This window comes from Campylobacter sp. JMF_04 NA10 (genome assembly GCF_027737655.1).
Classification (GTDB): Bacteria; Campylobacterota; Campylobacteria; order Campylobacterales; family Campylobacteraceae; genus Campylobacter_B.
Map to the genome: position 1 here is coordinate 97,195 of NZ_JAOVTZ010000005.1, position 24,235 is coordinate 121,429.

The 24,235-nt window shown below is 38.0% G+C and carries 21 protein-coding genes; 5 read left to right on the forward strand and 16 right to left on the reverse strand.

Annotated elements, in window-relative coordinates:
• Position 1: 1 nt before the first annotated feature.
• Complete coding sequence (locus OFO12_RS07240; RefSeq protein WP_270870010.1) at positions 2–517, forward strand: phosphotransferase-like protein; 516 nt, start codon at positions 2–4, stop codon at positions 515–517.
• Positions 518–544: 27 nt separating this feature from the next.
• On the opposite strand, the gene OFO12_RS07245 is transcribed toward OFO12_RS07240, so the two are convergent.
• The 14 genes from OFO12_RS07245 to bamA all read right to left on the reverse strand — a co-directional run bounded on the left by OFO12_RS07245 (position 545) and on the right by bamA (position 19,923).
• Complete coding sequence (locus OFO12_RS07245) at positions 545–3,883, reverse strand: DEAD/DEAH box helicase (RefSeq protein WP_270870011.1); 3,339 nt, start codon at positions 3,881–3,883, stop codon at positions 545–547.
• A gap of 139 nt (positions 3,884–4,022) precedes the next feature.
• Positions 4,023–4,835, reverse strand: coding sequence for a hypothetical protein (locus OFO12_RS07250; protein WP_270870012.1), 813 nt, complete (start codon positions 4,833–4,835; stop codon positions 4,023–4,025).
• Entirely contained in the window at positions 4,832–6,376 is a 1,545-nt protein-coding gene (locus OFO12_RS07255; RefSeq protein WP_270870013.1) for an SHOCT domain-containing protein, read from the reverse strand. The genes OFO12_RS07250 and OFO12_RS07255 overlap by 4 nt, the downstream gene beginning before the upstream one ends.
• A gap of 1 nt (position 6,377) precedes the next feature.
• Complete coding sequence (locus tag OFO12_RS07260) at positions 6,378–7,904, reverse strand: OmpA family protein (protein ID WP_270870014.1); 1,527 nt, start codon at positions 7,902–7,904, stop codon at positions 6,378–6,380.
• Between the two features lie 137 nt (positions 7,905–8,041).
• On the reverse strand, positions 8,042–9,190 hold the full coding sequence (gene ribD / locus OFO12_RS07265; protein ID WP_270870015.1) for a bifunctional diaminohydroxyphosphoribosylaminopyrimidine deaminase/5-amino-6-(5-phosphoribosylamino)uracil reductase RibD: 1,149 nt from the start codon (positions 9,188–9,190) through the stop codon (positions 8,042–8,044).
• A complete protein-coding gene (locus tag OFO12_RS07270; RefSeq protein ID WP_270870016.1) occupies positions 9,183–10,148 on the reverse strand; it encodes an SEL1-like repeat protein in 966 nt (321 codons plus the stop codon). Before OFO12_RS07270 ends, ribD begins: the two co-directional genes overlap by 8 nt.
• A gap of 37 nt (positions 10,149–10,185) precedes the next feature.
• Positions 10,186–10,605, reverse strand: a complete 420-nt coding sequence (gene rimP / locus OFO12_RS07275; protein ID WP_270870017.1) for a ribosome maturation factor RimP — start codon at positions 10,603–10,605, stop codon at positions 10,186–10,188.
• Complete coding sequence (gene rbfA / locus OFO12_RS07280) at positions 10,598–10,963, reverse strand: 30S ribosome-binding factor RbfA (protein ID WP_270859239.1); 366 nt, start codon at positions 10,961–10,963, stop codon at positions 10,598–10,600. The genes rimP and rbfA overlap by 8 nt, the downstream gene beginning before the upstream one ends.
• A gap of 9 nt (positions 10,964–10,972) precedes the next feature.
• Positions 10,973–13,645, reverse strand: a complete 2,673-nt coding sequence (infB, locus tag OFO12_RS07285) for a translation initiation factor IF-2 (RefSeq protein WP_270870018.1) — start codon at positions 13,643–13,645, stop codon at positions 10,973–10,975.
• 232 nt (positions 13,646–13,877) lie between these two features.
• Positions 13,878–14,759: a homoserine kinase gene (gene thrB / locus OFO12_RS07290; protein ID WP_270862543.1), complete on the reverse strand. Its 882-nt coding sequence runs from the start codon at positions 14,757–14,759 to the stop codon at positions 13,878–13,880.
• An 8-nt stretch (positions 14,760–14,767) separates the two neighbouring features.
• A complete protein-coding gene (locus OFO12_RS07295; protein WP_270870019.1) occupies positions 14,768–15,178 on the reverse strand; it encodes a glycoprotease in 411 nt (136 codons plus the stop codon).
• Between the two features lie 51 nt (positions 15,179–15,229).
• Positions 15,230–16,114, reverse strand: a complete 885-nt coding sequence (gene lpxC, locus OFO12_RS07300) for a UDP-3-O-acyl-N-acetylglucosamine deacetylase (protein ID WP_270870020.1) — start codon at positions 16,112–16,114, stop codon at positions 15,230–15,232.
• A gap of 48 nt (positions 16,115–16,162) precedes the next feature.
• Positions 16,163–17,542 (reverse strand): M23 family metallopeptidase, encoded by a 1,380-nt coding sequence (locus OFO12_RS07305; protein ID WP_270870021.1) that lies wholly within the window; start codon positions 17,540–17,542, stop codon positions 16,163–16,165.
• Positions 17,543–17,673: 131 nt separating this feature from the next.
• Entirely contained in the window at positions 17,674–19,923 is a 2,250-nt protein-coding gene (gene bamA / locus OFO12_RS07310) for an outer membrane protein assembly factor BamA (protein ID WP_270870022.1), read from the reverse strand.
• A 79-nt stretch (positions 19,924–20,002) separates the two neighbouring features.
• On the opposite strand from bamA, the gene OFO12_RS07315 reads away from it, so the two are divergent.
• From OFO12_RS07315 to OFO12_RS07330, 4 genes are all read left to right on the forward strand, one after another.
• On the forward strand, positions 20,003–20,833 hold the full coding sequence (locus tag OFO12_RS07315; RefSeq protein WP_270870023.1) for a prephenate dehydrogenase: 831 nt from the start codon (positions 20,003–20,005) through the stop codon (positions 20,831–20,833).
• Between the two features lie 225 nt (positions 20,834–21,058).
• A complete protein-coding gene (locus tag OFO12_RS07320) occupies positions 21,059–21,442 on the forward strand; it encodes a hypothetical protein (RefSeq protein ID WP_270870024.1) in 384 nt (127 codons plus the stop codon).
• A 2-nt stretch (positions 21,443–21,444) separates the two neighbouring features.
• Positions 21,445–21,825 carry a phytanoyl-CoA dioxygenase gene (locus OFO12_RS07325; protein WP_270870025.1) on the forward strand — a complete coding sequence of 127 codons (381 nt, stop codon included), beginning with the start codon at positions 21,445–21,447 and terminating at the stop codon, positions 21,823–21,825.
• Positions 21,818–22,162 carry a hypothetical protein gene (locus OFO12_RS07330; RefSeq protein WP_270870026.1) on the forward strand — a complete coding sequence of 115 codons (345 nt, stop codon included), beginning with the start codon at positions 21,818–21,820 and terminating at the stop codon, positions 22,160–22,162. Before OFO12_RS07325 ends, OFO12_RS07330 begins: the two co-directional genes overlap by 8 nt.
• A gap of 81 nt (positions 22,163–22,243) precedes the next feature.
• On the opposite strand, the gene OFO12_RS07335 is transcribed toward OFO12_RS07330, so the two are convergent.
• Together OFO12_RS07335 and OFO12_RS07340 are read right to left on the reverse strand one after the other, a co-directional pair.
• The gene (locus OFO12_RS07335) at positions 22,244–23,170 is read right to left on the reverse strand and encodes a tRNA dihydrouridine synthase (protein ID WP_270870027.1); all 927 of its coding nucleotides are present in this window, start codon (positions 23,168–23,170) and stop codon (positions 22,244–22,246) included.
• A 63-nt stretch (positions 23,171–23,233) separates the two neighbouring features.
• Positions 23,234–24,235 carry a LapA family protein gene (locus tag OFO12_RS07340; protein ID WP_270870028.1) on the reverse strand — a complete coding sequence of 334 codons (1,002 nt, stop codon included), beginning with the start codon at positions 24,233–24,235 and terminating at the stop codon, positions 23,234–23,236.

Below are 24,235 nucleotides of genomic sequence, written 5' to 3' on the forward strand. Positions count from 1 at the left end.
AATGGTTATACTCATAACGGGTGCTTCGCATACGGGAAAAACACTTTTGGCACAAAGATTGTTAGAAAAGTATAAATTTCCGTATTTTTCAATAGATCACCTAAAAATGGGGCTAATTCGCTCAAGAAATACAAATCTTACCCCAAATGACGATGAAGCACTAACGCCCTATCTGTGGCAAATCGTGTGTGAAATAATCAAAACTGCGATTGAAAACGGGCAAAATTTGATTATCGAAGGTTGTTATGTGCCGTTTTCTTGGCGGAGCGATTTTAGCGAAAAATATTTGCGCCAAATTCGTTTTATAGCCCTAGCGATGAGCGATAAATTTATCGATGAAAATTTTGATAAAATCAAAAAACATAGCCGCGATATAGAAAATAGGCTTGATGATATGACCTGCACAAAAGAAAATTTAAAAGCGGATAATCAAAATTTCATAAACGGCTTTGCCAAAAACGGCGAGAAAATCGTTTTGATTGATGATGATTATGAAAAAACTATAAGTAAGCTTTAAATTTAAAATTTAGGCTAAATTTGAAGCCTAAATTTCATTTATTATACGGATTTCTAGCTTATCTGCTGCGTCTTTAAAATACTCTAAATCTTTCCAGTTATCCCTATTGCCAATGATATAAATATAATTTTTGGCGCGTGTTAGGGCGACATTTAGCAGATTTGGCTTGCTTGCCGCCCACGCCCTAGCACCCCCGCTCGCACCACCAAGGACAAAGATTATCACCTTTGCTTCCTTGCCTTGCATTGTGTGGATTGTGCCGATATTGTCCTTTAACTTTGGCGCTATTGCCTTCATAGCTTTTACTACGCCACGAAATGGCGAGATTATCTTGATATCATTATGCGTGATATCTTTATCGTTTTCGCCCTTAGGGTCTATTTTGCCAGCTTTGAGGATTTTTTCCACGATTTCAAGGGCTTTCCTGCCCTCTTGCTCGCTAAAATTTTCCACAAAATTTGTGCTTTTGACATCGACCCAAACGCTCTTTAAATTTGGATTTTTACCCTTATTTTTATTTCGTCCCCAAATCATCAGCCCCTCATAGGCTATCTCATTTGCGATTTCAAACATAGGATTATCGCAGCGATTATGCACGCGAAGTGGCGAACCAACCCAAAGACCATTAATATAAGTGCCAAATTTCTCATGGAAATCAGCCCGCCCTTGCACAGAGGCGGTAGCTAGATTTAGGCTATCATCTATACCAAAACTTTTCAGCAAAATTTTATTCAAATTCGCAGGCAGTGTAACCACAGGCTCTAATTGAAGCGGATCGCCTACTACGACAGCATGGCGAGAGCGCCAGAGCGCGCCTACGGCGTTTGATAGCGCAGCCTGCCCTGCCTCGTCGATTAGCAAATACCCGATATCCTCGCACTCAAAATCCCTAAAACATCGCCCAAACGCCGCAAAAGTCGAGCTTACCACAGGCACGGCAAAAAACAGAGATTTAAAAATTTCAACCTTTTCGCTTCTTTGCAAATCCATATTTTTATTTAAAAATGCAAATTTAAGAAAATTAGTATTAAATTTTGACGCATTGGCTAAAATCGCCATTTTATGAAGCTTTAACGCCTTGAAAAACAGCTCTACCCTAGCCTCAAAAAGCTCGGTTTTTGCGCCATTATCACTTTTCATAAACGGCGATGATTTCTCGCGCTCATTTTCATCAGTTTTAAAAATTTCGCCGAATTTCAAAGCGATTTCATTTTGGCTATTTTGTAATTCTTTGTTTAAATTTTCCAACTCATTTTTTACAGAATTTAGCTCATTTTCTTTATCTTTTAGGTTTAATTTCGCTTTTTCTTGCTCGGATTTTTTATTTGCCAAAGCTCTTTTTTCTTGCAAAATTTCATTAGATCTGTTTTGAATTTCATAAATTTTAGTGCTAAATTCATCATCTTTGCGCTTATATTCTTTGTAGGCAGCAGTATTAAAAATCTGGTGAATAAAAAACAAAAATGGCTTTTCTGGCTTTGTTTGAGATATGAAATTTTTAGAATTTTCTACTTGGCTATACTCTGCGTTTAAATCCGAAATTTTACTATCAAAGCCACTTATCGTTTCGTCAAATTTTGCAAATTCGCTAGCAAAGTCTATTTGTTCATACTCGGAAATTTTATTTTGCAATGCTTTCTTCTTATTTGGATAATTCTCTATAAAATTCACCAATTTATTAAATTTTTGCAAGATACCAGCATATCGGTTTTTTGCATCTTTAAATTCAGCCTTGACTTTTTCAAATTCTTTTTTGTTTTTTAGGTATATTTTTTCTTCATGGTTTTCAATTGATTTTTTAAGTTCCATATATTTTACGTAAAGTCCCTTATCGCTTTTGTTACCATTTTCGTATTCTTTCCATACCTTTGTTCTTTCTAATTTCAAATTCTTTATCTCATCATCTTCTTGTATGAGTTTTGTATCTTTGCCCCATATAAAATTTTGAGTGAAATTATAAATATTACTCGATTTCCCAAGAGTAGCGCACATTAGCCCCCAAGCCTCTGTTTCTTCCTCATTTGCTGTTTTTCTTAAAAGCGCGCTAGCCGTATGCGAAAAATAATCAACCTCCATTGCTTTTGGCAAATATTTTTTATCAATACTTCCTTTCACAGGGATTTCCTTGCTGATATTTTCCACTGCGCCGTTATTGCTGGAAGCCACAACAATCTCATATCCAGTAAGCTTCGGATTTAAGCTATAAAAAAGCGGACCATATTTATCTGCCTTATCTGATTCTATCAAAATTTCATCCGCCCCAAGCGATGCTAAAACCTCAGCCCTTTGCACTATAAGCGCCGCGATGATATCCTTTAAAAGCGTCGTTTTGCCAGTGCCAGGAGGTCCATTGACAGAGTAAAATCCATAACGCTCATTAAATCGTTTTAGGATTTGATTTACGGCAAACTGCTGAGAAAACATCAGCGTATATTCGCTCGCAAACGCCCCGTATGGGAAATTTGACAAAGAGAGTGTATCGCGCAAAAAGCTATCGTTTTTGCTATCTTGCAGATCAATCCTCTCGCCCTTAAATTCAGTGCTTAAAAAATCGCTTAAAAGCTTAGAATATTTGCCACTTCGCAAAACACGCTCGATATCGCTAGCTAGCAAGCTATTGATAAAATCCATTTTTTCGCTTTTTCTAGCAAATTTTATCTCAACCCTGATTTGTTTTTGGTTGCCAAAAAAATCGCTTATCATATCCTCGGTAAGTTCGGAGCGAATTTCGCTCATAATCATCTTATCGATTTGTGAGAGATAATCCCTAAGCTCGCCCTCTTGCCCAATCCCCAAAACCACAGATTTTAAATCTTCCAAAGCCTTTTCGAGCTTTTTGGAAGTGTCGTTTGGCAAGCCCTTTGTTTGGATAAATCTTTTCATTACCGCCGGAGTATTTGAGATAAAAATATTATCTTTTGAAATTTGCTCAAATTTTGCCACATCAAAAATATTGCTTTGGTTTAAATTTGTGCTTAGTTTAATCTGATACGATGCTGCTATCTCCTCGTCAATCGGGCTTTCTGTATAGGAATTTTCGGCGTTTTTTTCGTGCGAGCCAACGACCTTTTCGATTTGTTTAGAAATCTGCCCGATATAAAAAAATCCGCCATAAATTTTAATAGAAAGCTCATAATCCGCCCTTGTTTTTTCTTCTTTGTTTTTCTCGCACTCTTTTTTTGCTTTGTTTCGAAGCTTAATAAATTCTTCTTTATATTTATCGATTTGTGAGTATAGATTTTCGAAATTTGTCTCAAAAACTATTCTATTTTTATCTTCTTGTTCTTTACTTAGCTCTTTTAGTTTGCTTGGATTTAGGTATTCGCAAAACAAAAAATACCAAAGAGTTTTTTCAATATCATTCATTTTATTTCCTTTTTTGGATTTATCGTTGTTAAATTTAGCCGTAAAAGCGGCTTGAATTATAAGCAAGTTTTAGAATTTTGTCAAAAGCAAAAAGGAAATTTTAAAAATTTCCTTTTTACAAAGAGTTATAAGCGCATACTTACTTTACGCTTCGTTTTAAAGCAGGTGTTCCCATTTCTACCAAATTTGCATTTGATGAACTAAAATAATCGCTCCAAAATTCACGCAATGAATTTAGAATTTGTGGCGTTACATAGCCACTTTTTGAGCCTTTTTTTGTTTCGGTTAAACCTGCACCGACCACATAAATTTTAGCCTCTCCAAAATCTCCAAAAAGTTCATTTTTGCTTAAAATTTCAAGCTCTTTTTTTGGATTGATTTGTCTTGGAGCGCCTTTGGCGTAAAAGGTTGCGATTGAAGAATTTTCTAACATATCAGAAGCTAAAAGCACGACTTTTGTCTCGGCTTCAAAAGTGGCGATTGAATTTTTACTAAAATCTTGCAAAGCATAAAAAATATCGGATTTAGCGACACTTTCGCCATCTTTTAAAAAGGCGTCGTTGATTTTTTGTGCCATATTTTTTCGCACATAGCCAAGTTGATCTTTTAGACATTTATCAAATTTAGCAAGGCTATTTTTATTTAACTCATATCTTGCCTTTTCATCAAGTGGCGTATCTAGCGTGAATTCAAACAAAACTTCGTTATATCTGCCGTCTAAAAATGCAGAGTATTTTGCCACAAAAATGTGATTTCCAAATTCAGCAAATTTCAGGGCATTATTTAAAATTTGCTCTTTTAGCGAATCGCCAAATGGTGTGGTTTCATCTATCAAAACAAAAACCGCTTCTTTTGGAGTGGTATTTGGTTTTTCTATTTTATTTATCTCATAGCAGTTTGGCACTGCAAACATAGAAACACAAAATGCACATAAAAATAAAATCGTTTTCATCCTAAAATTTCCTTTACTTTTTCGTCATATTTTTCTTGCGATATAAGCCCTTCATCAAGCAACTCTTTAAATTCTTTCAAAATCTCTTTCTTGGATTTTTGCGGTGGCAGGCTAGGCGAATTTTCACTAGAAATTTCGTTTTGTTTTGGAGCTGGAATTTTCTCTACTTTTTCACTTCTTTCATAAATTTCATCATTTTTGTTATCTTGTTCAGCTTTTTCTTTGCCTTTTTTGATTTCCATTGCTTCTTTGACTTTACCGACTTCTTTATCTATTCTTCTTTGTCTATCTTTTTCTTTATGCTCTTTTATATAGTTATCAAAAGTTCTATATTTTTCATCTACCATATCTAGCTCGTCGCCACTAATAGCGTGAGAGTGGATTAAATTTGACATTTTTGATTGCAAAATAGATAATTTTTCGTTTGCGACACTTGCAATTCTATCTTTTTTGAGATTATAAAAGCTTTCAAATTCATCCCTGCTTGCAAATCCGTGGCTATAAAGATAAGCTTCCTTGCTCTGTTTTCCTGCAAAACCCCATTTAAAGCCGATTATAATGCCTAAAATTTGAATAAACACAAAAAGCACAGCCAAAACGATAAATGTCGCCCAGCCACCTTTTCTATCGGCTTCTTGTTGTTCTTGAAGTGCTTTGTTATCAGCTTCTGTCTGAATTTCAGCCAACTCGCTTGGCGCACTTTCATAGACATTTGTAACGACATTTGAAATCTCTTGATTTAGCTGTTTTTCTAAAACCTGACCACGAACATAAGTCGCTCCAATAGCGATAAAAACTATAAGCACAGCCGTAATGATACTAATATACCAAGTCCTAGTAACTTGCGCATTTGTATGTTTTAATCTATTTAAAATTTGAAGACATCTAGGCTCGTTGTCGTCAAGGTGATTTTCTTGTAAATTTACCTTTGAATTTGGAATTAATTTTAATGAACTATCGGTATTATTTTTGTAATCATTTTTTTCAACAACAAAAAATTCCCGCACCTTTTTAGCAAGTGAATTTTTATACATTTCATCGCCACTAAAATGTGTAAGCATAACCAAAATAATCGAAATGATAAAGGCGATTCCAAGTGCGCCTTTTTGTTGAAGCGATTCGCTAGCGCCAGGTATGGTATAACCAGCCAAAACATAGGCAAATCCAAGTGCTTCTAAAATCACCAATGCAAATATAATTATAAGCATAAAAATAGGAAGTGGTTTTCTACCAATCTCATCGATTTTATTTAAGTATGAAACAGAGTTATCATACATTTTGCCGTCTTTATCAAACGAAATGTAATATCTATAAAATTTAGAGCATAATACTCTTTCGCTATCATACCATTTATCTTTTATAGTTTTTGATTTAGATAGCTTGGCAATACCACCGATAAGCGGAAAACTCATCCACGAACATAGCCACCAAAATTTAATCTTATCCCAAAATTTAATCACTAGCAAAATCAACACAATCGTCGATATCGCAGCCAAAACCCACACTCTATACAATATAAGCGTATCTATAAGTCCTTGCATTTTATTTCCTTAATGGTTTGATTTCAAAATCTTTTTCTAAAATCGCTCCGTTTGAAGCAGTGTAATACAAATATCCCTTGGCATTTGACGAATTTTCATTGTCAAAGACTATATCCATACACTTTATCGGTGATTTTTTATCTGTCGAAAACACACGATAAAGTAACCCGTTTTCGCCCTCATAGGTATTTACAAGCGAGCCGATTTTATAATCAGATTTTGCATTGCTTGAATTTACATAATCTTTAAAAATCAGCACTTTTGGATTTGCCGTCGCTCTACCACCGTCCCTTAAAACGCTAATTGGGGCAATTCCAACGAGATTATTATTTACCATACCCTGCCAACTTCCGCCATTTAAAGATTTTCTAAATTCAGTTGTTTTTGGCAGTGCTTTGCCGTTTGAAAGGTGCTTCACGCCACCTTCTTCGTGATATACATCAAAGTAGCAGTTTTGCAAACCAGTGCTTGCATAAGCTTTTGTAATGATAGAAAATGTTGATTTTTCTCCACCGTATTCTTTGCCAAGAGCAAAACTATCACCTCTAATCGCTCTACCGTCGAAATCCACCAAAACATCGCCAGCTTTTACACTTTTGCTAGCTTGCGGGTTTTTGGTCAAAATTTCAAAACTATCTTCTTGCGCGTTTTCTTGCACTTGTGGCGTATTTGTTTTCGGCTCCTGCTTAGATTTTTGAGCGATTTTCACAGGTTTTTTATCATTTGAAGTTTCGTTTTTGGTTTTAGAAGTTTGCGAAACAGCTTTTTTAGTGCTAGATTGTGTCTGTTTTTCTGATTTTGCTATAACCGCATTTGAGTGAGCGATTTTTGTGAAATACGCAGGATTTACGGCGATATTTTGAGTGTATTTTATGATATCTTCTTCTTTATCTAGCTCGATAATCTCTACTCTGCGATTTTTCATCCTGCCTTCGTTTGTGTTATTATCAGCGATTGGTTGCGACTCGCCAGCTCCCCAGTAGTAGATATCTTTAATGTTCGTTCCATTTTTTGCAAAAATTTGACCGACCGTTTTAGCCCTGGCTTCTGAAAGCTTTTGATTATTTTTGCTTGCGCCACTATCATCGGTATGACCTACGATTAGAATTTTTCTTTTTGATTGAGAATTTTGATATGTTTTGGCTAATTTTGTATATAAAATTTTCGCATCAGAATTTAGGCTTGATTTGCCTACGCCAAATTGATTATTATCAGCGATTGTGACTCTATCGCCCTTTTCGCCAGCGGTTTTGATATCATCAAATGAAATTTCGGCGTTGTGTTCCTTGGCGATTTGTCTTTGAGCGGCTCTTCTTTCATCTATAAATTTACCTATCAAAAACCCTATTCCAGCGCCCACAGCAGCGCCTATTACTAGACCCTTATCGCCACCTACTTCTTTGCCTACCACAGCCCCGATTGCAGCCCCCCCCGCTGTGCCTCCGATTTTACCTAGATTGTTATAAAACTCAGCGCACCCGCTAAGGGCGATTACAAGCGGAATCGAAATAAAAATTCGCTTACGCATTTTAAGACCTTTTTTTGAAAAATTAAACGGGCGATTTTAGCACAAAAAGCACTAAAAGGCAAATTTCAGCACACGAAAATTTTGCCTTCAAAATCCCTAAAATAGAGATATTTTGAAAATAAGTAGTAAAATAATCTTTATTTTTCTAACTCGTACCAGCCGTATTCGTCGCTACCGAATTTGGCTGTGAAAAGTGGCTTAAATTTCAAATTGCTTCTGAAATTTTCGCCAGTTTTGAGCGAATTTGAGCGGAAAAATAGAAATAAATTTACACTTTTTGCGATATCATTTAGCAAATTTTGCCCGCCTTCTATCATCACTAAGCCTGAATTTAAGGCAGTTTGCAAATCATTTGTGATAGCTACTTTGCGACCCGCAACGCTAAAAAGCGGGATAGTTTTGTCAAACTCGCTTTGCCTAGAATAGATAAAAATATCTGGATTTTTTCCGTTCGCAATCAGCCTAGTATCGAGCTTCGGGCAATCTGTGCGCACGGTAGCGCCGCCGATCATCAAGCTATCGCAAACGCTTCTTAAATAGTGCGAAAATGTGCGAGATTTGGCGTTTGAAATTTCGCCCGTAATCACGCCGTTTGCAGAAAATGCGAGTTTAAAAAAGCTAAAATTTCCGCCATTTTGCCACTGCAAAAACGGCTTTAAAAGCGCGCCGCACTCGTCTTTTAAAACGCCAAATTCCACTTCTACGCCACTTTGCGCTAAGATTTCGCCACCGCCACTAGCTTTTTCGTTTAAATCCGCCACACCGATTACGACTTTTTTAAAGCCTAAATTTTTAAGCAAAAGGGCGCATGATGGCGTTTTGCCGATATGGGCGCAGGGTTCGAGCGTAACAAAAGCGGTTGCGTTTTTAAGCAAATTGCCGTGATTTTGCGTGATAAATTCATAAACGAAATTTGCATTTAGATTTTTAAACTCTAAAATTTGATTTGCAAAGCGTGATTTTGCGGATACTGCACCGAAATTTTCGAAAAAATTGCCGTAGATTAGATTTTGCGGATTTTTGCAAATTTCGCTCAAATCCACGCCAAATTTGTTTTCGTAAATTTGCAAAAATTTATTTAAAAATTCATCGCTTATCTCACAAAGTGCCACAAAAACGGCGTTTGCTTCGGCGTGAAGTAGTCCAGCTTTTTTATGAGAATTTATACTTAAAATTTTGCCGTGCGTATCGGCTACCACGCACCCCACAGCAGGATTTGGAAAGGTTAAAATTTGATATTTCCACGCTTCTTTCAGAGCCAAGCGCATATAAAATTCGTTAGTCATTTTCCAGTCTTTTTAGCTCATCACAACCAAGCTTATAACCCAAATCGCACGCTTTTTTATAATTTTCCTTTGCCACAAAAATATCTTGCGAAGCGCCTTTTCCAAATTCATACATAGTTCCCAAAACACCGCAACTTTGCGCGACTTTTTCATCGCAAGAATACTCTAAAAGCTCTTTTGCTTTGTTATAATCTCTATCAATAAAATCATAGTTTTTAAGAAAATTTTCTAAATTTGCACAATTTTCGCCGTCGTTAAATTTGCAACTTTTTTCATAAAATTCGGGCGAATTTTGGACATCACTCGCCATATTTCCGACCAAATATAAATATCCTAAACTTCCACAACCATAATTATTTTTAAGATTTTCACACGCTTTTGTGTAAAATTTATGCGCTTCTTTTAAATTTATTTCTAAACCAAATCCGTTTTCGTAGTGAAAACCAATCGAATTACAAGCATTGCTATTATTTAAATCACAAGCTTTTTTATAATAAAAATTAGCTTTTGGATAATCTTTTTTCTCATTAGAATAAATTGAGCCTAGATAATTGCAACTTGAATTTTGGTCAAATTTGCAACCTTTTTCAAAATATTTAATGGATAAATCAATATTTTTTTCCATTAATTCTAATATTCCTAAATTGTTACAGCTATCAGTAAAATCTAAATCACAAGCTTTGCCATAATATTCTCTTGCTATTTGAAAATTTTTATCAGTAAATGCTAATAAACCTAAATTATGGCAACTTTGCGGGACATCTTTTTTACAAGCTTTTTCGTAGTATTTTTTGGCTTTTTCTAAATTTTTTTCTGTATTTTTATCACCTGTTTGGTTATAATAACCGACATTATGACATGCACCACTATCGCCTAGAAAACAAAAAATAACTCTTTGTTTTTCATCGCTTAAAAAGAAAAAAAATACAATAACCAAAAGATACAAAATTTTTTTCATTTAATACCTTAAATTTTGATTTTAAAATTTGGCAAATTTACCACTCGATATAAGTTTTCGCCTTTTTTATATCGCTAAATTTAATGCAAATTTCGCCGTCGTCGGTGTCTAAGTATAAATTTTCATCTTCAAATTTAAGAATTTTTCCACAAATTTTATCTTTTTCGCTCGTGGTTATTTTGACTAACTCACCCACGCTTTTGCTAAAATGCTCTATTTTGCTTAGTTTGCGCTCTAACCCAGGACTTGATACTTCTAAAAAATACTCGCCCGAAACAGGCGGTTCGACATCGAAAATCGGCGATAAAATGCGACTTAGTTTTTCGCAGTCTTCTAAGCTCACACCACCGGTTTTAGTCACAAAAACTCTATAAATCGTTTTGCCGTTTTCGCTAGCTGTTTCGCAATCGTAAAATTCCAGCCCACACTCGCTGGCAAGGGCGTTTAAATCAACCATTTTTATTTAAATCCTTACTAATTTTTTCAAACAAATCGTCCATTTTGTTTTGGTATTCGAGCCTATCGTCGAATTTGAAGTGAAGCGCAGGTGAGCGAAACCAGCCTTCTGCTTCCATGCAGTGGTTTTGGATAAAACGGCTTACTTTTTTTAGTTTTGCCAAGATTAGCTCTTGCTCCCTTTCGTCTAAGCCCATTTTATCGAGATATACAAAGGCATCATAGCGTCCTCTTTTGCACTCGACATCGGTTACGCAAAGCCCGTGCAAAAACTCATCATCAAGCTGCGATAAAGCCTGTGGAATCAGCTCTTTTAGGACACTTGCGGTTCGTAGTCGTCTAACTTCGTGAGCGTTCATAAATCACCTTTATAGCGTGGCTTGTTCTTCTTTTTCTTTGAAGCTTTCGATGAAATCCCCAACGCGCATATCGTTGTATCCGTCGATACCGACACCACACTCGAAGCCCTTGGCGACCTCTTTTGCGTCATCTTTAAAGCGTTTTAGTGAGCTGATATTTCCTTCGAAAACCACCACTCCGTCGCGGATAACGCGGATTTTAGCTCCCCTTTGGATAGAACCTTCTGTAACCATACAACCTGCAATCTGTCCGATTTTTGGCACATTGATGACTTGGCGAATTTCAGCCTGACCAAGGTCTTCTTCTCTGATAATCGGGCTCATTAATCCCCCTAAAATCGCCTTGACATCGTCAAGCAAGTTATAAATGACATTGTAAGTTTTTATCTCGACACCACGCTCTTTGGCTTTTTCTTTGACTTCGCCTGTCGGGCGAATATTAAAGCCCAAAATCACGCAGTTTTCACTCGCACTTGCTAGACCAACATCATTTTGCGTGATACCGCCAACGCCTGAGTGTATGATATTTACCTTAACTTCGTCGTTGCGAAGTTTTTCTAAACTTGCCTTAATGGCTTCAAGAGAGCCCACCACATCGGCTTTTACGATAACCGGAAGCGATTTTAACTCGCCTTCTGCGATTTTTGCGCTTAGTTCGTCGATTGTAACTTTTGTAGATTTTGATAGCTCTTTTTGGCGTTGGTGCTCGTAAATTCGGCTCGCATACTCTCTTGCTTCTTTATCGCTTCCAACGCCAATTAGCGTTTCACCGGCTTCCGGGACTTCGCTAAGACCGATGATAACACCACACTCACCCGGAGCAATCGAGCTTAGCTTTTTGCCTTTATCATCATTTAGAGCTCTAACCTTTCCATACGCCACACCCGCAACTACCGTGTCGCCGACTTTTAGTGTGCCGTTTTGCACGATGACGGTAGCGACAGGACCACGACCCTTTTGAAGCGAACTTTCTATAATGGTTGCTTTTGCTTGGCGAGTTTTGTCGGCTTTTAATTCAAGCAAATCGGCTTGAAGCAAGACGATTTCAAGTAAATCTTCAATTCCCATGCCAGTCTTTGCCGAAATCGGCACAAATTCATAGCTTCCGCCCCACTCGGTCGGCATTATATCAAGTTCCGCAAGTCCTGTTTTTACCAAATCAGGATTTGCGTTTTCTTTATCCATTTTATTGATAGCGATGATTATCGGCACACCGGCAGCTTTGGCGTGATTTACGGCTTCTTTTGTTTGTGGTTTTACGCCATCATCTGCCGCAACCACGATGATAACAATGTCGGTAACTTCTGCACCGCGCGCACGCATAGATGTAAATGCTTCGTGTCCCGGGGTATCGATAAATGTAATATTTCGTCCGTTTTTCTCGACCATATACGCACCCACATGTTGCGTGATACCGCCTGCTTCGCCACTTACGACGCGTGAATTTCTAATGAAATCAAGCAAACTAGTCTTTCCGTGATCGACATGCCCCATAATGGTAATTACTGGCGCTCTTGTGGTCAAATTTTCTTCTACAACCTCATCTTCGTAAGCCTTGACATAGTCGAATTCTTCGGCTTCATTTACGATATTTACCTCAATGCCAAATTCTTCTGCCAAAATCTCAATCGCATCTTCGTCCAAAAAGTCGTTTTTGGTCGTCATCATACCAAGCAAAAATAGCTTTGAAATGATTTCACTAGGCTGTTTTTTGATTTTTTCGGCAAATTCATAAACACGAATTTCTTTTGGGATATTTACAGAAGTTACGCTCTGCTCATCATCTTTTTTGACGACTTTTTTATGTTTTTTGCGACTTCCACGGCTAATACCCGTATCGTTCCCGTAAAACTGCGTTTGCGAACCTTTGTAGATATTTGGTTGATTTTTGGTTTTTGTTTTGTTTTCGACTTGGATAGGCTTAACGGTGAGATCCGGCAAAACTACCATATCTTCATCATCATCGATGACTATGTCGGCTAGTTCGTGGTCGCTAACCAAATCGATTTTTTGGGTATCTTCTTTTTTAGAAACGGCGATTTTTTTCTTTTCAGCCTTTTTCTTTTTCAAATTTAACTCAGCGTTTGAGAAAATCGCCTCCAAGCTAGCGCTTACCTTTTCGCGACTTTCGCTTGGTTTTTCCACCTTTGGTGCCTCGGTGTCTTTTTTCTTTTTGACTATCACCAAACCACGGCGCTTTTGCAAACTCTCGCTAGCTAGGCTCTCGCCACTATTTATTTGAGGGGTTTGCGCTTCGGGCTTGGATTTTGGCTCGGTTTTAACTTCGGCTTTTGCTTCGATTTTTGTTTCGCTTTTTGGTTGAGAGTGCAGCTTTTCCTCTTTTGGCTCAGGTTTTGGCTCAGACTTTGGCTCTTTGCTTTGAGAATTTTCAGCCTTTGGCTCTGTTTTTTTGCTCTGAGTTTTTTTAGGCTCATCTTTTTTGGTTTCGCTCTGCTTTTTTGGTTTCGCAGGGGCTTTTTTAGCACTGGATTTTGGCTTTAAAGACTCTGGCAAAATTCCTGTTTGAATATACTCATATATAGCCGCTGCTTCTTCGTTGCTTACCTTATTTGACGCGGTTTTGACCTTAGTATAGCCCATTTCTTGCGCTTTTTCGATGATGTCTTTGCTTGCGTATCCAAGCTCAGCCGCGATGTCACTGATTTTAACTCCCTCAGCCATTTAAAACCCTCTCCTTAATAATCTCAAAATTTTCATATTTTCTAAATTTTGATAAATATTTAATAATTTTTTCTTTTTGATTTATACATTGATTGCAAATATAAAATTGCCGTTTTGAATTTTCTTTTTTGAAATTTTGCACAAAGGCATTAAGCCCCGCCTTAGCAAATCTACCTCTACAAATAACGCACATTCTTATCGGTTTATTCATAAAATTATATCTTACTTTTTCTTAGCTAATATTAAAGCCGTTATTATCTATATTTAAAATTTCTACCTTGAAATTTTTAAATTTATCCGCCAGCGCATTTTTTATCTTTTGCGCGTCGCTAGCATGGGCTAAATTTAAAAATGTCGAGCCACTACCGCTGAGCGAACTCATAATCGCGCCATTTGCGTAAGCCACTTCGCGCACGCTAAACAGCTCAGGTAGCGCACTCATACGCACCTCCTCGTGCATTTTATCCACGCACGCTAGCCTTAGGCTATCATAATCTTTTTTCATAAAACACGCCGTCAAAAACGCAGCGTGCGAAAGGTTGCTCACGCAATCTTTGATAGTAAAGCTCTTAGGCAATTTCCCGCGAGATTCGTTTGTAGGCATTGGCGTATCTGGGATAACGACGATAGCCTTGATATCAGCGTCGATCTCGCATTTTTGCGAATAGACATTTTTGCCAGAAGTTATGCTCGAAACAAACCCGCCATAAGTCGCCGGAGCGATATTGTCAGGGTGGTTTTCGTATTCTAGGGCGAGATTTAAAATTTTGCCCCTATCCACGCTAAATCCGCGCATATAATACGCTGCCGCGATTGCTCCGACTATCACAGCCGACGAGCTTCCAAGACCGCGCGAAAATGGGATATTGTTTTGAAATGAAATTTTGAAATTTTGGTTTGGATTTCCGCCTAGTTTGGTGTAAATTTCGCGAAAAATGTTTAAAAACGCATTATTTTTTTTAAGCCACGCCTTTTCGCTTCCATATCCGTTGAGCGAAATACAATGAAAGCTATTTTCGCAAATCTCTACTTCGTTAAAAAGCTCTAAACTAAGTCCTAGTGCGTCGAAGCCTGGTCCCAAATTTGCGCTGGTGGCGGGAATTTTTATAATCAAATTTTCTCCTAAACTGCATCAATAATGTAATTTGGTAGTATATCATTGCTTTTATTTAAAGTTGATAAATTTTGCGGTAATTTCATAGGAGCAGGTTCTAATTTTGCCATTTTTATCTCGCCATTTTCGTAAATGTATGAAAATGCCTTGTTTGCCCTGATCGGCAAAAATCCATTTAGCTCAAATCCACTGACCGCGTAAAGTGGCAAATTTAGGGCGATACTAAGTGTTTTTAGCATTACAAAGCTAACTTTTATGCCCATAAAAGAGCCGGGTGTATTCGCATAGATAAGCTCTAAAATTTTATACTCTTTTAAAATTTGAGAAAATTTTTCTACCAAAAATTCATCGGCTTTTTGCCCTGGCGCGCTAGAAAATTCTAAAATTTTGTCATTTTTCTCGTAAATACCGACTAGCACGGGCGAAGTGAGTGCTACGACTAAAACGCTGATTTCTTTGATGATTTGACCTTACGCGAAAGCTTTTTGATACTCTCTCACGATTTGCGCGTTTAGCTCGACTAATTCATAATTTTTAGCGTCGCTAAATACAGCCTCGGTGAGCTTGTGATTTAAATCATGGCTTCCAGCAAATGATGTGTAATCGCCCAAAATAGGCGCTCCACTAAGTGCCAAATCGCCGATAGCGTCTAAAATTTTATGGCGGACAAATTCGTTCTCATAGCGCAAACCCTCTGGGTTTAAAATTTTATTATCGTCGATTACGACGGCATTTTCTAGGCTTCCACCAAGTGCTAGCCCCATAGAACGAAGCGCTTGAACATCTTTTAAAAATCCAAAAGTTCTAGCCCTAGAAATTTCTTTAATATAAGCCTTTTTGCTAAATTCAAAGACATGGTGCTGTGTGCCGATAATCGGATTTGCAAATTTAATCGTATAATCAAATTTAGGCCTTGCACTTGGGCTTAAACGAACAAATTTATCGCCCTCTTTGACCTCGACATCGCGTTTGATGATAATGACTTTTTTATTCGTATCTAGCTCTTTGATTCCAGCCTCGTCCAAAAGCATACAAAAACTCGCCGAGCTTCCGTCCATTACAGGGATTTCGTTCGCATCGACGATAATGCGAATATTGTCGATTCCATAGCTTGAAATCGCGCTCATTAAATGCTCTATCGTAGAGACATAGCCCTTTTCGTTGCCAACGACAGTGGCCATTTGGGTATTTACGACATTTTCGGGCGTTGCTTTAAAACTAATTCCAAGGTCGCTTCTATAAAATACTATTCCGCTACCTGCTTCCAAAGGCTCCAATGTAAGTCTGATTGGCTCACCTTTATGCAATCCGATACCGACACTATGGACTTTTTTAGCTATTGTTCTTTGTCTCATTTTTCCCTCATTTCATTAATTTTTGCATTATAGCGAAAAATTTGAAATTTATTTTCCTTTTTCGATAACTTTTTTCGCACTTTCGAGCACATCGCTCACATTATCTTTGATCCACTTCGGATCCATCCACTCCTCCGGCCTTACTTCCACACCCTGAACCACTATACCAAAGTGCAAATGATCGCCAAAGGCAAAGCCAGTGGCGCCAGTTTGAGCTAAGATATCGTTTGGTTTGACCTGATCGCCCACGCTAAGGGCTGAATTCGAGCAGTGCGCATACACGCCATAAACTCCAAATCCATAATAAACGCCCAAATTTAGGCCATAAATTCCATTATCCTGCAAAAACACGACCACGCCGTAATTACTCTCTTTGATATCCGCATTTGCCACGCTAGCAAGATCAAGCCCCATGTGCCAGCTCTCGCTAACTTGCTCGCTGTTTAAGAAAAACAGCCTGTGATCGGCGAAACTCGCTACCGCAGCGCCCTTTGCAAGCGGATAAAACGGACGAAGCGAAAACTCGCTTATCATATCCTCATGCACCCTGCTCGTAAATGCGTGCAGATCCTTGGCGTTTTGCTCCCGCAAAGTCTCATTTACAAATTTAAATTTATCCAAATCGCTCATGGAGTTGAAATTTTGCGCATGTTGGCTGGCTAGATCGCTGACCTTGCCTGAAAGAAAATTTTCGCTAAGTTTGATTTGCGAGACCTTGTATTTTTTATCGCTGTAAAAGTAGCGAATCTGCGACGAGCTGACATTTCCAGCCTTGTCGGTTGCTACGATTTCTGCGCGAAATTCATCTTCGTTTGCCGGCCAAGCTACAAGCGAAGCGTAATAGCCCTCTTTGACAAACGGCGTAGCTTTGAAAATTTTGCCATAATTTGTGCGGATAAAAACCTCATCTAGCATTTCATCCGTCGCACTGAAAACAACCACAGCCGAACCGCCTTTGGTGATTTTATACGAATTTGCGACCAAATTTATCAAAGGTTTTTTGTTGTCGATGATTATATTTACGACTTTATCGGTTTTGTTGCCTTTGGTGAAATTCCACGCGCTAATATCGCCAGCTTCGATATGGAGTTTGTATTTTTTATCTTTATTTAGGATTAAATTTTTTGGAAATTCAACTGCAATTTCTAGCTCTTTTTGGCTTATGCCATACTCTTCATCTTTTAGCGGAGTTAAATTTTCCCCGTCATTTAGGCTTACTTTTATTGATTTTACGCCTGTATCATCTGAAATTTTAACCTTCAAAGGCGAGATTAAATTCCAGTAAATTTCATCTGCAATTTCGATTTTAGGGGGATTTTGTTCAAATTTAGGCGAGGTTAAAAAATGAAAAACTCCATAAGCTATCGCCAAAGTTAGTATTAAAAAAATGAAAATTTTAGGATTTATTCTGCTTCGATTTCTATACATAAATTACCTTGATTTTAAATTAAAGCCTGATTTTACTGAGTTTTTGTAAATCGTAAGTAAAGGATTGGTTAAATTTCATTAAGGTTAAATTTTGGGTAAAAGTGAAATTTACCCAAAATTTACGCCAAATTTTAGTTAAATCTAGCTCCAATGCTAAATTCGAAACTATTTGTCTTATCGTGTGGTTTTTCGTTAAGCGGTTTTGTGAAATACAGCTGCAACGGCCCCATTGGTGTGAGCCACTCGATACCAGCACCTGCGCTATATCGCTCTTCCTCGTTCCAGTCATTGTCGCCTATCATACCGTAATCGAAAAATGTTACAAGGCGCATTTTCATACGATCGATTAGTGGGAAGCTTAGCTCGACTGAGTTGTTGAAGCTTTGCATACCGCCGGTTTCGACATAACGGCAACTACCACTAGCTACGCAAATTTCTTTACGCGGAATCGATCTAGAATTATATCCTCTCACCGTTCTAATACCGCCTAGGAATAGTTTTTCGTTGATTGGAAGCGGATCGCCTCTATCCCAAACATATCCAGCCGCAGCTTTGTAGCGGAAAATCAAATCGTAATCGATATAATCACGCAATCCAAAGTAGTAATTAAAACTTCCTTTTGCTTTGGTAAATTCGATATCTCCGCCAAGTCCAGCGTATTCTAAGCTCGCAGTCGCGATGATACCGCTTCGTGGCAGGTAGTAATCATCTGTGCTATTGTATGTAAGTGCCGGTGTAATCGAGCTTTTAATGCTTTCGTGGTTACGATAACCAGCGGCTGCGTAGTATTCGTTTAGCCCTTCGATTTCTGTCTTTTCTAGGTAGTATGTCAGACTTGCGCTTAAATTTCGTCCTAGCTTTCTGCCAAGCGTCAAGGCAAATCCGTAAGATTTCTCCTCGTAATCGTCCCAGTCATAGTCATTAGCAAAGACCATACCGCCTAGGCTGTATTCTGAATCGAAAATTCTAGGATTTGTAAGGCTCACTCTACCGCTTAATTTATCATCTGATTTTTCTACCGATACTGAGCCACTTAGTCCTGTTCCAAAGACATTTCTATCGCTAATTCCACCACTTAGTAGCAATCCATCATCGCTACCATATCCGATACCGCCTGTAATCGAGCCGGTTGGGGTTTCTTGGACTACGACTTCTAAATCTAGCTGATCGTCGCTTACCCTAGTTTCTTTGATTTCGACATTTTCGAAATATCCCGTGCGTTTAAGAGCCGCGATAGAATCAGCATAATCGGTTCTGCTAAATAAATTTCCCTCGGTTAGATACATTTCGCGTCTAACGACTTTATCTTCTGTTTTGTCATTTCCAGAGATTGTTACATTTCTGATATAGACTTTATTTTCAGGTATGATTTTATAAGTTATGCCTATGGTTTTAGCCTCTCTGTCTTGATCGGTTTGCGGGACGACCTTGACATAAGCATATCCTTGATCGGCGACTAAGGTTTCGATTTTTTGGATATCACGACGCATCCAGTCTGAATTCATCGTATCGCCCTTTTCGAGTTTTAGATCGCTTATAACCTTTTCTTTATCCATAGTTACATTTTCTGGGCAGTCGATATCTATACTGCTGACCTTATAACGCTCGCCCTCTGTTACATAATATGTCAAATCCGCGGTATAATCGCCAGTATCGGCATTTACGATTGGGGCAGATACCCTAGCGTCGAGGTAGCCTTTTTTGTAGTATTCTTCTTGGATTCTATTTGCGTCGTTTGGCAACTCATTAGCTTTTAGCTGTCCGTCGTTAAAGCCCCATAGCCAGCCAAATACTTCGCGTTGTTTGTTTGAAACAGCTGGTTCGATATCATCATAATCTAGTTTTTTAGCACCGACTAAATTTACCTTTTCGATGATGATGTTTTCGCCTCTATTGACATCGACTATGACATGCACGGCGTTTCCTTCGCTATCAAGCGGTTTTGGGGTAACTTCGACAACAGTGTCAAAAAATCCCTTTACTTCGTAAAATTGCTTGATTCTAGCGGCAGCGTTTTTTGCCAAAACCTCATCATAGACCTGTCCCGGGCGAAGTCCGATTAAATTTTTGATAGCGTCTTGGTCGTTTGTAACGACATTTTTGATATCGACTTTGGCCACGCTTGGTTTTTCTTTTACGCTAATTGTTACATTTCCGCCCTGTTCGCTGATATACACATCTTCGAAATAGCCCTGAGCAAAGAGATTTGAGATCGCTCGGTTTGTGTTTTCGCCTGTGATTTGATCGCCTATTTGTAGGCCAGAAATAGCAGCTGCAACTTGCGGAGATAGGTGTTTTAAACCCTCGAATTTAATAGTTTGGATTTGCGCTGCGCAAGCAACAGAAACCCCACCTAATAATAAAAACAAACTTTTTCTCATAAAATTTTACCTAGAAATGAAAATAATTGCGTATAATAGCATATTAAAATTAATCAAAAAGAATTTACAAAGGAAAATTATGAAAATAGGCATTATAGGCTTAGGTTTGATAGGTGGCTCGCTCGGGCTTTGTATGAAAAAATCAAAGATTATTAGCACGGTTAGCGGATATGATATTTCTAGGGAAAACGAAAAAGAGGCCTTGGAACTGGGGCTGGTGCATGAAATTTTAAGTATCGAAGAGATGAAACAAAAATGCGATGTGATTTTTCTAGCAATCCCAGTCGAGGCGATTATCACGACGCTAGCCCAGCTAAAAGACGCGCGCAAGGAAACCACAATCATCGATTTAGGAAGCACGAAATTTAAAATTTTGCAAAGTTGCCCGCCAGAGATTAGAGGAAATTTCATCGCTGCTCACCCTATGGCAGGCACGGAAAACTCAGGCCCAAGCGCGGCGTTTTCAGAGCTACTAAACGGCGCAGTAGTCGTCATCTGCGACGATAACAATGCCGATGAAATGCATGTCAAACGCGCGGTTGAAATTTTTTCGTTTGCGGGTATGAAGATTGTCTTTATGGACGCGCTCAGCCACGACCACCATGTGGGGCTCATCTCGCACCTGCCACACGCGATTAGCTACTCGCTCGTAAATAGCGTCTTAAAAGAGGAAAATCGCCGAAATATCATAAATTTAGCCGGCGGAAGCTTCACCGGTATGGCAAGAATCGCCAAATCAAGCCCCGAAATGTGGGTCGATATCTTCAAACAAAACAAAGAAAATTTGTTAAAATCGATAGAGTCTTTCAAAAAAGAGCTTCAAATTTGCACCGATATGATCGAAAACGAAAAGTGGAGCGAGCTAGATAGCTGGATGCACAGCGCAAGGACACTGCGCGAGATTTTGTAAATTTGTCTGATTTGTCGCGCAAGCAATCTACGAGTTTGAAATTTATCTAAATTTTACTAGATTGCAACGCTAGGCTCGCAATGACGCGGTTGTAATATTTTGGTTATTTTTCCTCACTGCAATGGTTAATTAAAGAATTAAAAATGATAAAATTTGATAAAAATATAAAATTCTGTGGGCAAGGACACCCACCCTACGGTGCTAATGCTATCAACGGAAATTAAAATGAGAAAAATAAGAGAATTACTAGCAAAGTCTTTATTTAGGCTTGCTTCACGAGATTATCAAATACAATATATCGATAATTCTACTATTTATGAATACATAGTTCCAGATGATTTAATTGAAGATGTTGCAAATTTTTGCAGAGAAGCACAATTAGATTGTTTCAAAAATAATTTTACTAAAAGAGAATTAGAATTTGCAAATGTGTTGAGAAATAAAATACGAAAATTACCAAATGGTGATATATATGGAACTAATGTATGGGATGAATTAAAAATAGAGGCGGAAAAATTTTTAAATATTTTAGGTTATCAAATGAACGATTTTGATTACAACATAATAGATAACATAGATTATAATAATAGTATGTCGAATAAGGATTAAATATGAGAGACAATGTTGCTACAAGATTGTTTGATATTGCCTCTATCGATACTCAAATAAAATATATTTTACATGGAACAAAAGATGAATATTTATTACCTAGCGAAATGGTTGATATTTTATATTATGGCTGTAAATATCTTATGACAGAAAACGATTTTAATGCCAATGAATTATTATTATCACAAAAAATTATTGATTGCATAGATAAATTAAATTGGGATGAAATAGATAAAAATTCGGTAGAAGATTTAATATACCATAATACTGCTTGGATAAATTTAAGAAATACTGCATTAGAACTCTTAAAATTATTAGGTTATTCACTCGATGATTTTGATGAAGATGGTAATTTAAAAAATGAAAGGAAATCCAATGTATAGATTTTTTATTGCTATTTTTCTTTCTGTAAATTTGCTATTTTCTCAAATATTTTTTGTTAGCCCAATCATAAAAATTTCAACCCTAAACTCAAATTCCATAACTCTAACAACTTCAAATATTCAAGCAGATAACATAAACATAACCACAAATTCCCTAAATTTAATCTCAGATAAAAACACAAATTCTTTCACAGAATTTACAAATAAAAGTGGCATCTTGACAGCCACCATAAAAACAAAGGCAAAATCACAGAAGCCCAAATTCTTTAAATTCATTGCCACAAATTTAAAATTCAAGGTCAGTGTTGTTGTAAAATTTCAAAACTTCGTTCAATGATAAATTTAGGTTAAATTTTGCTTCGAATTTTACTGGATTGCACGACGAGCGCGTCATCTCGCAACGACAAAAAACCAAAATTTAAAAAAACTCCAAAATTTTATCTCGCATTAAATTTGCATTTTCTATGTGATTTATCTCTTCGCGAAATGCGCTAGCGTTTGCGTAGCCCTTGGAGTATTCGTGCAGGTGCTTGCGGAAAATCGCCACGCCGTGCGCCCCATAGTGCGCTATCATCTGCGCAAAATGCTCCAAAATAATCTCTTTTTTCAGCTCCGCGCTCGCACTTTGCCCCTGCTTAATCTCAGCGAAAACCCACGGGTGCCCGATACTTGCCCTGCCTATCATAAGCCCGTCTGCGCCAGTCGTGCTTCGCACAAATTCAGCATTTTGCGAGCTAATGTCGCCGTTGGCGATGAGCGGGATTTGCACGGCACCTTTTGCCTGTGCGATTGCGTCGTAATCGACCTGCGCGCTGTATCCACCAGCCCTCGTGCGCCCATGCACCGCAATAAAATCAGCTCCGCCTCGCTCCACCGCGCGCGCGATATTTTCGATATCCACGCTAGCAAATCCAAGCCTAACTTTCGCGCTTACGAATTTTTTGTTTGAGTGAGTTTTGATGATTTCTAAAATTCTGGTTAGCTTATCCAAATCCAGCAAAAGCGCCGAGCCAGAGTTTTGCTTCACGACCTTTGGCACAGGGCAGCCGCAGTTTAAATCAATCCCGCAAAATCCGTCAAATTTATTCAAAATCAAAACCGCCTTTTTTATCACTTCCTCGTCGCTTCCGGCGATTTGGACGAAAAACGGCTCTTCTGCTTCGTTTTTTTCTAGCATTTTTAGGGTTTTGTCGTTTTCAAACACCAGCGCATTTGCGCTAATCATCTCGCTTATCGTCGCGTCAGCGCCGAATTTTTTCACCACACCGCGCAGTGGCGGATCTGAAAACCCAGCCAAAGGGGCTAAAAAAAGCGGTTTTGTCTCGAAAAATTTATTTAAATTCATTGATTGTGTAAAAATGGCGCGAATTTGCAAATTTACAAAATTTACAAATTTGCGCCCCGAAATTTAGAATATCAGCGAAGCTGGCACTGATTTGCCATTGTCGCGTAAAAATAGCAAAATTTGGAATTTATCAAATTCATCGCCGTCGCTCATGTGTAGTTGCTCTCTTAGTTCATCAATCATACCAAGCTCATATAGCGCATACAAATACGCCTCTGTCGCGCTTGAATTTTGGTTTTTGAGCCTTTCAAAAAAGGTTCTGTATTGCTCCGGATTTAGGTGGTCTTTGAGCTTTTTGGCAAAATAAATGAAGTCTTTGTCGCTGAATTTATCGCTATTTATGAGGTTAAACAGCTCCTCGCTACTGACCTCAAACTCGCTCTCATCAGCAGCTCTTTCTACGATACGCTTGATATCGTCGCTATCTTGGAATTCTTTATAGGTTTTAATCGCGCTATAATCGCCCTTATCGACTAAAATTTTATATGCTTTTTTGGTGATTTGATCGTTATAAACGCCCTTTGTTTTTAAAATTTCGCGCGCATAATCAGGCTCAGCATCAAGGCGGTTTAGTTCGTTTTGTAAAAACATACCGTTTGATTTAGGAAGTTTGTATTTTTTCAGATCCACGACCTCGCCGTTTTTTACCTTTTCTACGACATCTACTATCTCTTTTAGGCTTTCGTTTTTGATATCAAGCTCGCTACTATCATACCATGGAGACAAAATTTTAGTTATATCGCTTGGATCTTTGAAAAACTCTGTTTTGAAATTTCGGTTCGTTTCTAATCCTAATAAAACCTCTTTTGTCATCTCGTCATACGAGCTTACATCTTTTTGTATAGCGCGGTTTTTGCGATAAACCATAAAACCATAAAAGCCCAAATGACAAAGTGCAAGTATCATATACAAAGCTAATGGTAGCACTACCCACACAGCCACAGGCAGTGTGAGAGAGTATCCAAGCACGCTTAGGGTGTAGCTCGCGCTTTCTTGCGTGAAAATCACAGCCGCGATAATACCGATATATATCACTGAATATACAAAAAATTGTTTTGCCTTCAT

Coding starts and splice junctions, on each gene's coding strand:
- ribD (WP_270870015.1), bottom strand. CDS start 9,190: ATGACTAACGAATTTTATATGCGCTTGGCTCTGAAAGAAGCGTGGAAA.
- OFO12_RS07340 (WP_270870028.1), bottom strand. CDS start 24,235: ATGAAGGCAAAACAATTTTTTGTATATTCAGTGATATATATCGGTATT.
- OFO12_RS07255 (WP_270870013.1), bottom strand. CDS start 6,376: ATGCAAGGACTTATAGATACGCTTATATTGTATAGAGTGTGGGTTTTG.
- OFO12_RS07260 (WP_270870014.1), bottom strand. CDS start 7,904: ATGCGTAAGCGAATTTTTATTTCGATTCCGCTTGTAATCGCCCTTAGC.
- OFO12_RS07325 (WP_270870025.1), top strand. CDS start 21,445: ATGAGAGACAATGTTGCTACAAGATTGTTTGATATTGCCTCTATCGAT.
- OFO12_RS07240 (WP_270870010.1), top strand. CDS start 2: ATGGTTATACTCATAACGGGTGCTTCGCATACGGGAAAAACACTTTTG.
- OFO12_RS07320 (WP_270870024.1), top strand. CDS start 21,059: ATGAGAAAAATAAGAGAATTACTAGCAAAGTCTTTATTTAGGCTTGCT.
- lpxC (WP_270870020.1), bottom strand. CDS start 16,114: ATGAGACAAAGAACAATAGCTAAAAAAGTCCATAGTGTCGGTATCGGA.
- OFO12_RS07335 (WP_270870027.1), bottom strand. CDS start 23,170: ATGAATTTAAATAAATTTTTCGAGACAAAACCGCTTTTTTTAGCCCCT.
- bamA (WP_270870022.1), bottom strand. CDS start 19,923: ATGAGAAAAAGTTTGTTTTTATTATTAGGTGGGGTTTCTGTTGCTTGC.
- rimP (WP_270870017.1), bottom strand. CDS start 10,605: ATGGTTGATTTAAACGCCCTTGCCAGCGAGTGTGGGCTGGAATTTTAC.
- OFO12_RS07305 (WP_270870021.1), bottom strand. CDS start 17,542: ATGTATAGAAATCGAAGCAGAATAAATCCTAAAATTTTCATTTTTTTA.
- OFO12_RS07330 (WP_270870026.1), top strand. CDS start 21,818: ATGTATAGATTTTTTATTGCTATTTTTCTTTCTGTAAATTTGCTATTT.
- OFO12_RS07250 (WP_270870012.1), bottom strand. CDS start 4,835: ATGAAAACGATTTTATTTTTATGTGCATTTTGTGTTTCTATGTTTGCA.
- OFO12_RS07315 (WP_270870023.1), top strand. CDS start 20,003: ATGAAAATAGGCATTATAGGCTTAGGTTTGATAGGTGGCTCGCTCGGG.
- OFO12_RS07245 (WP_270870011.1), bottom strand. CDS start 3,883: ATGAATGATATTGAAAAAACTCTTTGGTATTTTTTGTTTTGCGAATAC.
- infB (WP_270870018.1), bottom strand. CDS start 13,645: ATGGCTGAGGGAGTTAAAATCAGTGACATCGCGGCTGAGCTTGGATAC.
- OFO12_RS07270 (WP_270870016.1), bottom strand. CDS start 10,148: ATGAAAAAAATTTTGTATCTTTTGGTTATTGTATTTTTTTTCTTTTTA.
- rbfA (WP_270859239.1), bottom strand. CDS start 10,963: ATGAACGCTCACGAAGTTAGACGACTACGAACCGCAAGTGTCCTAAAA.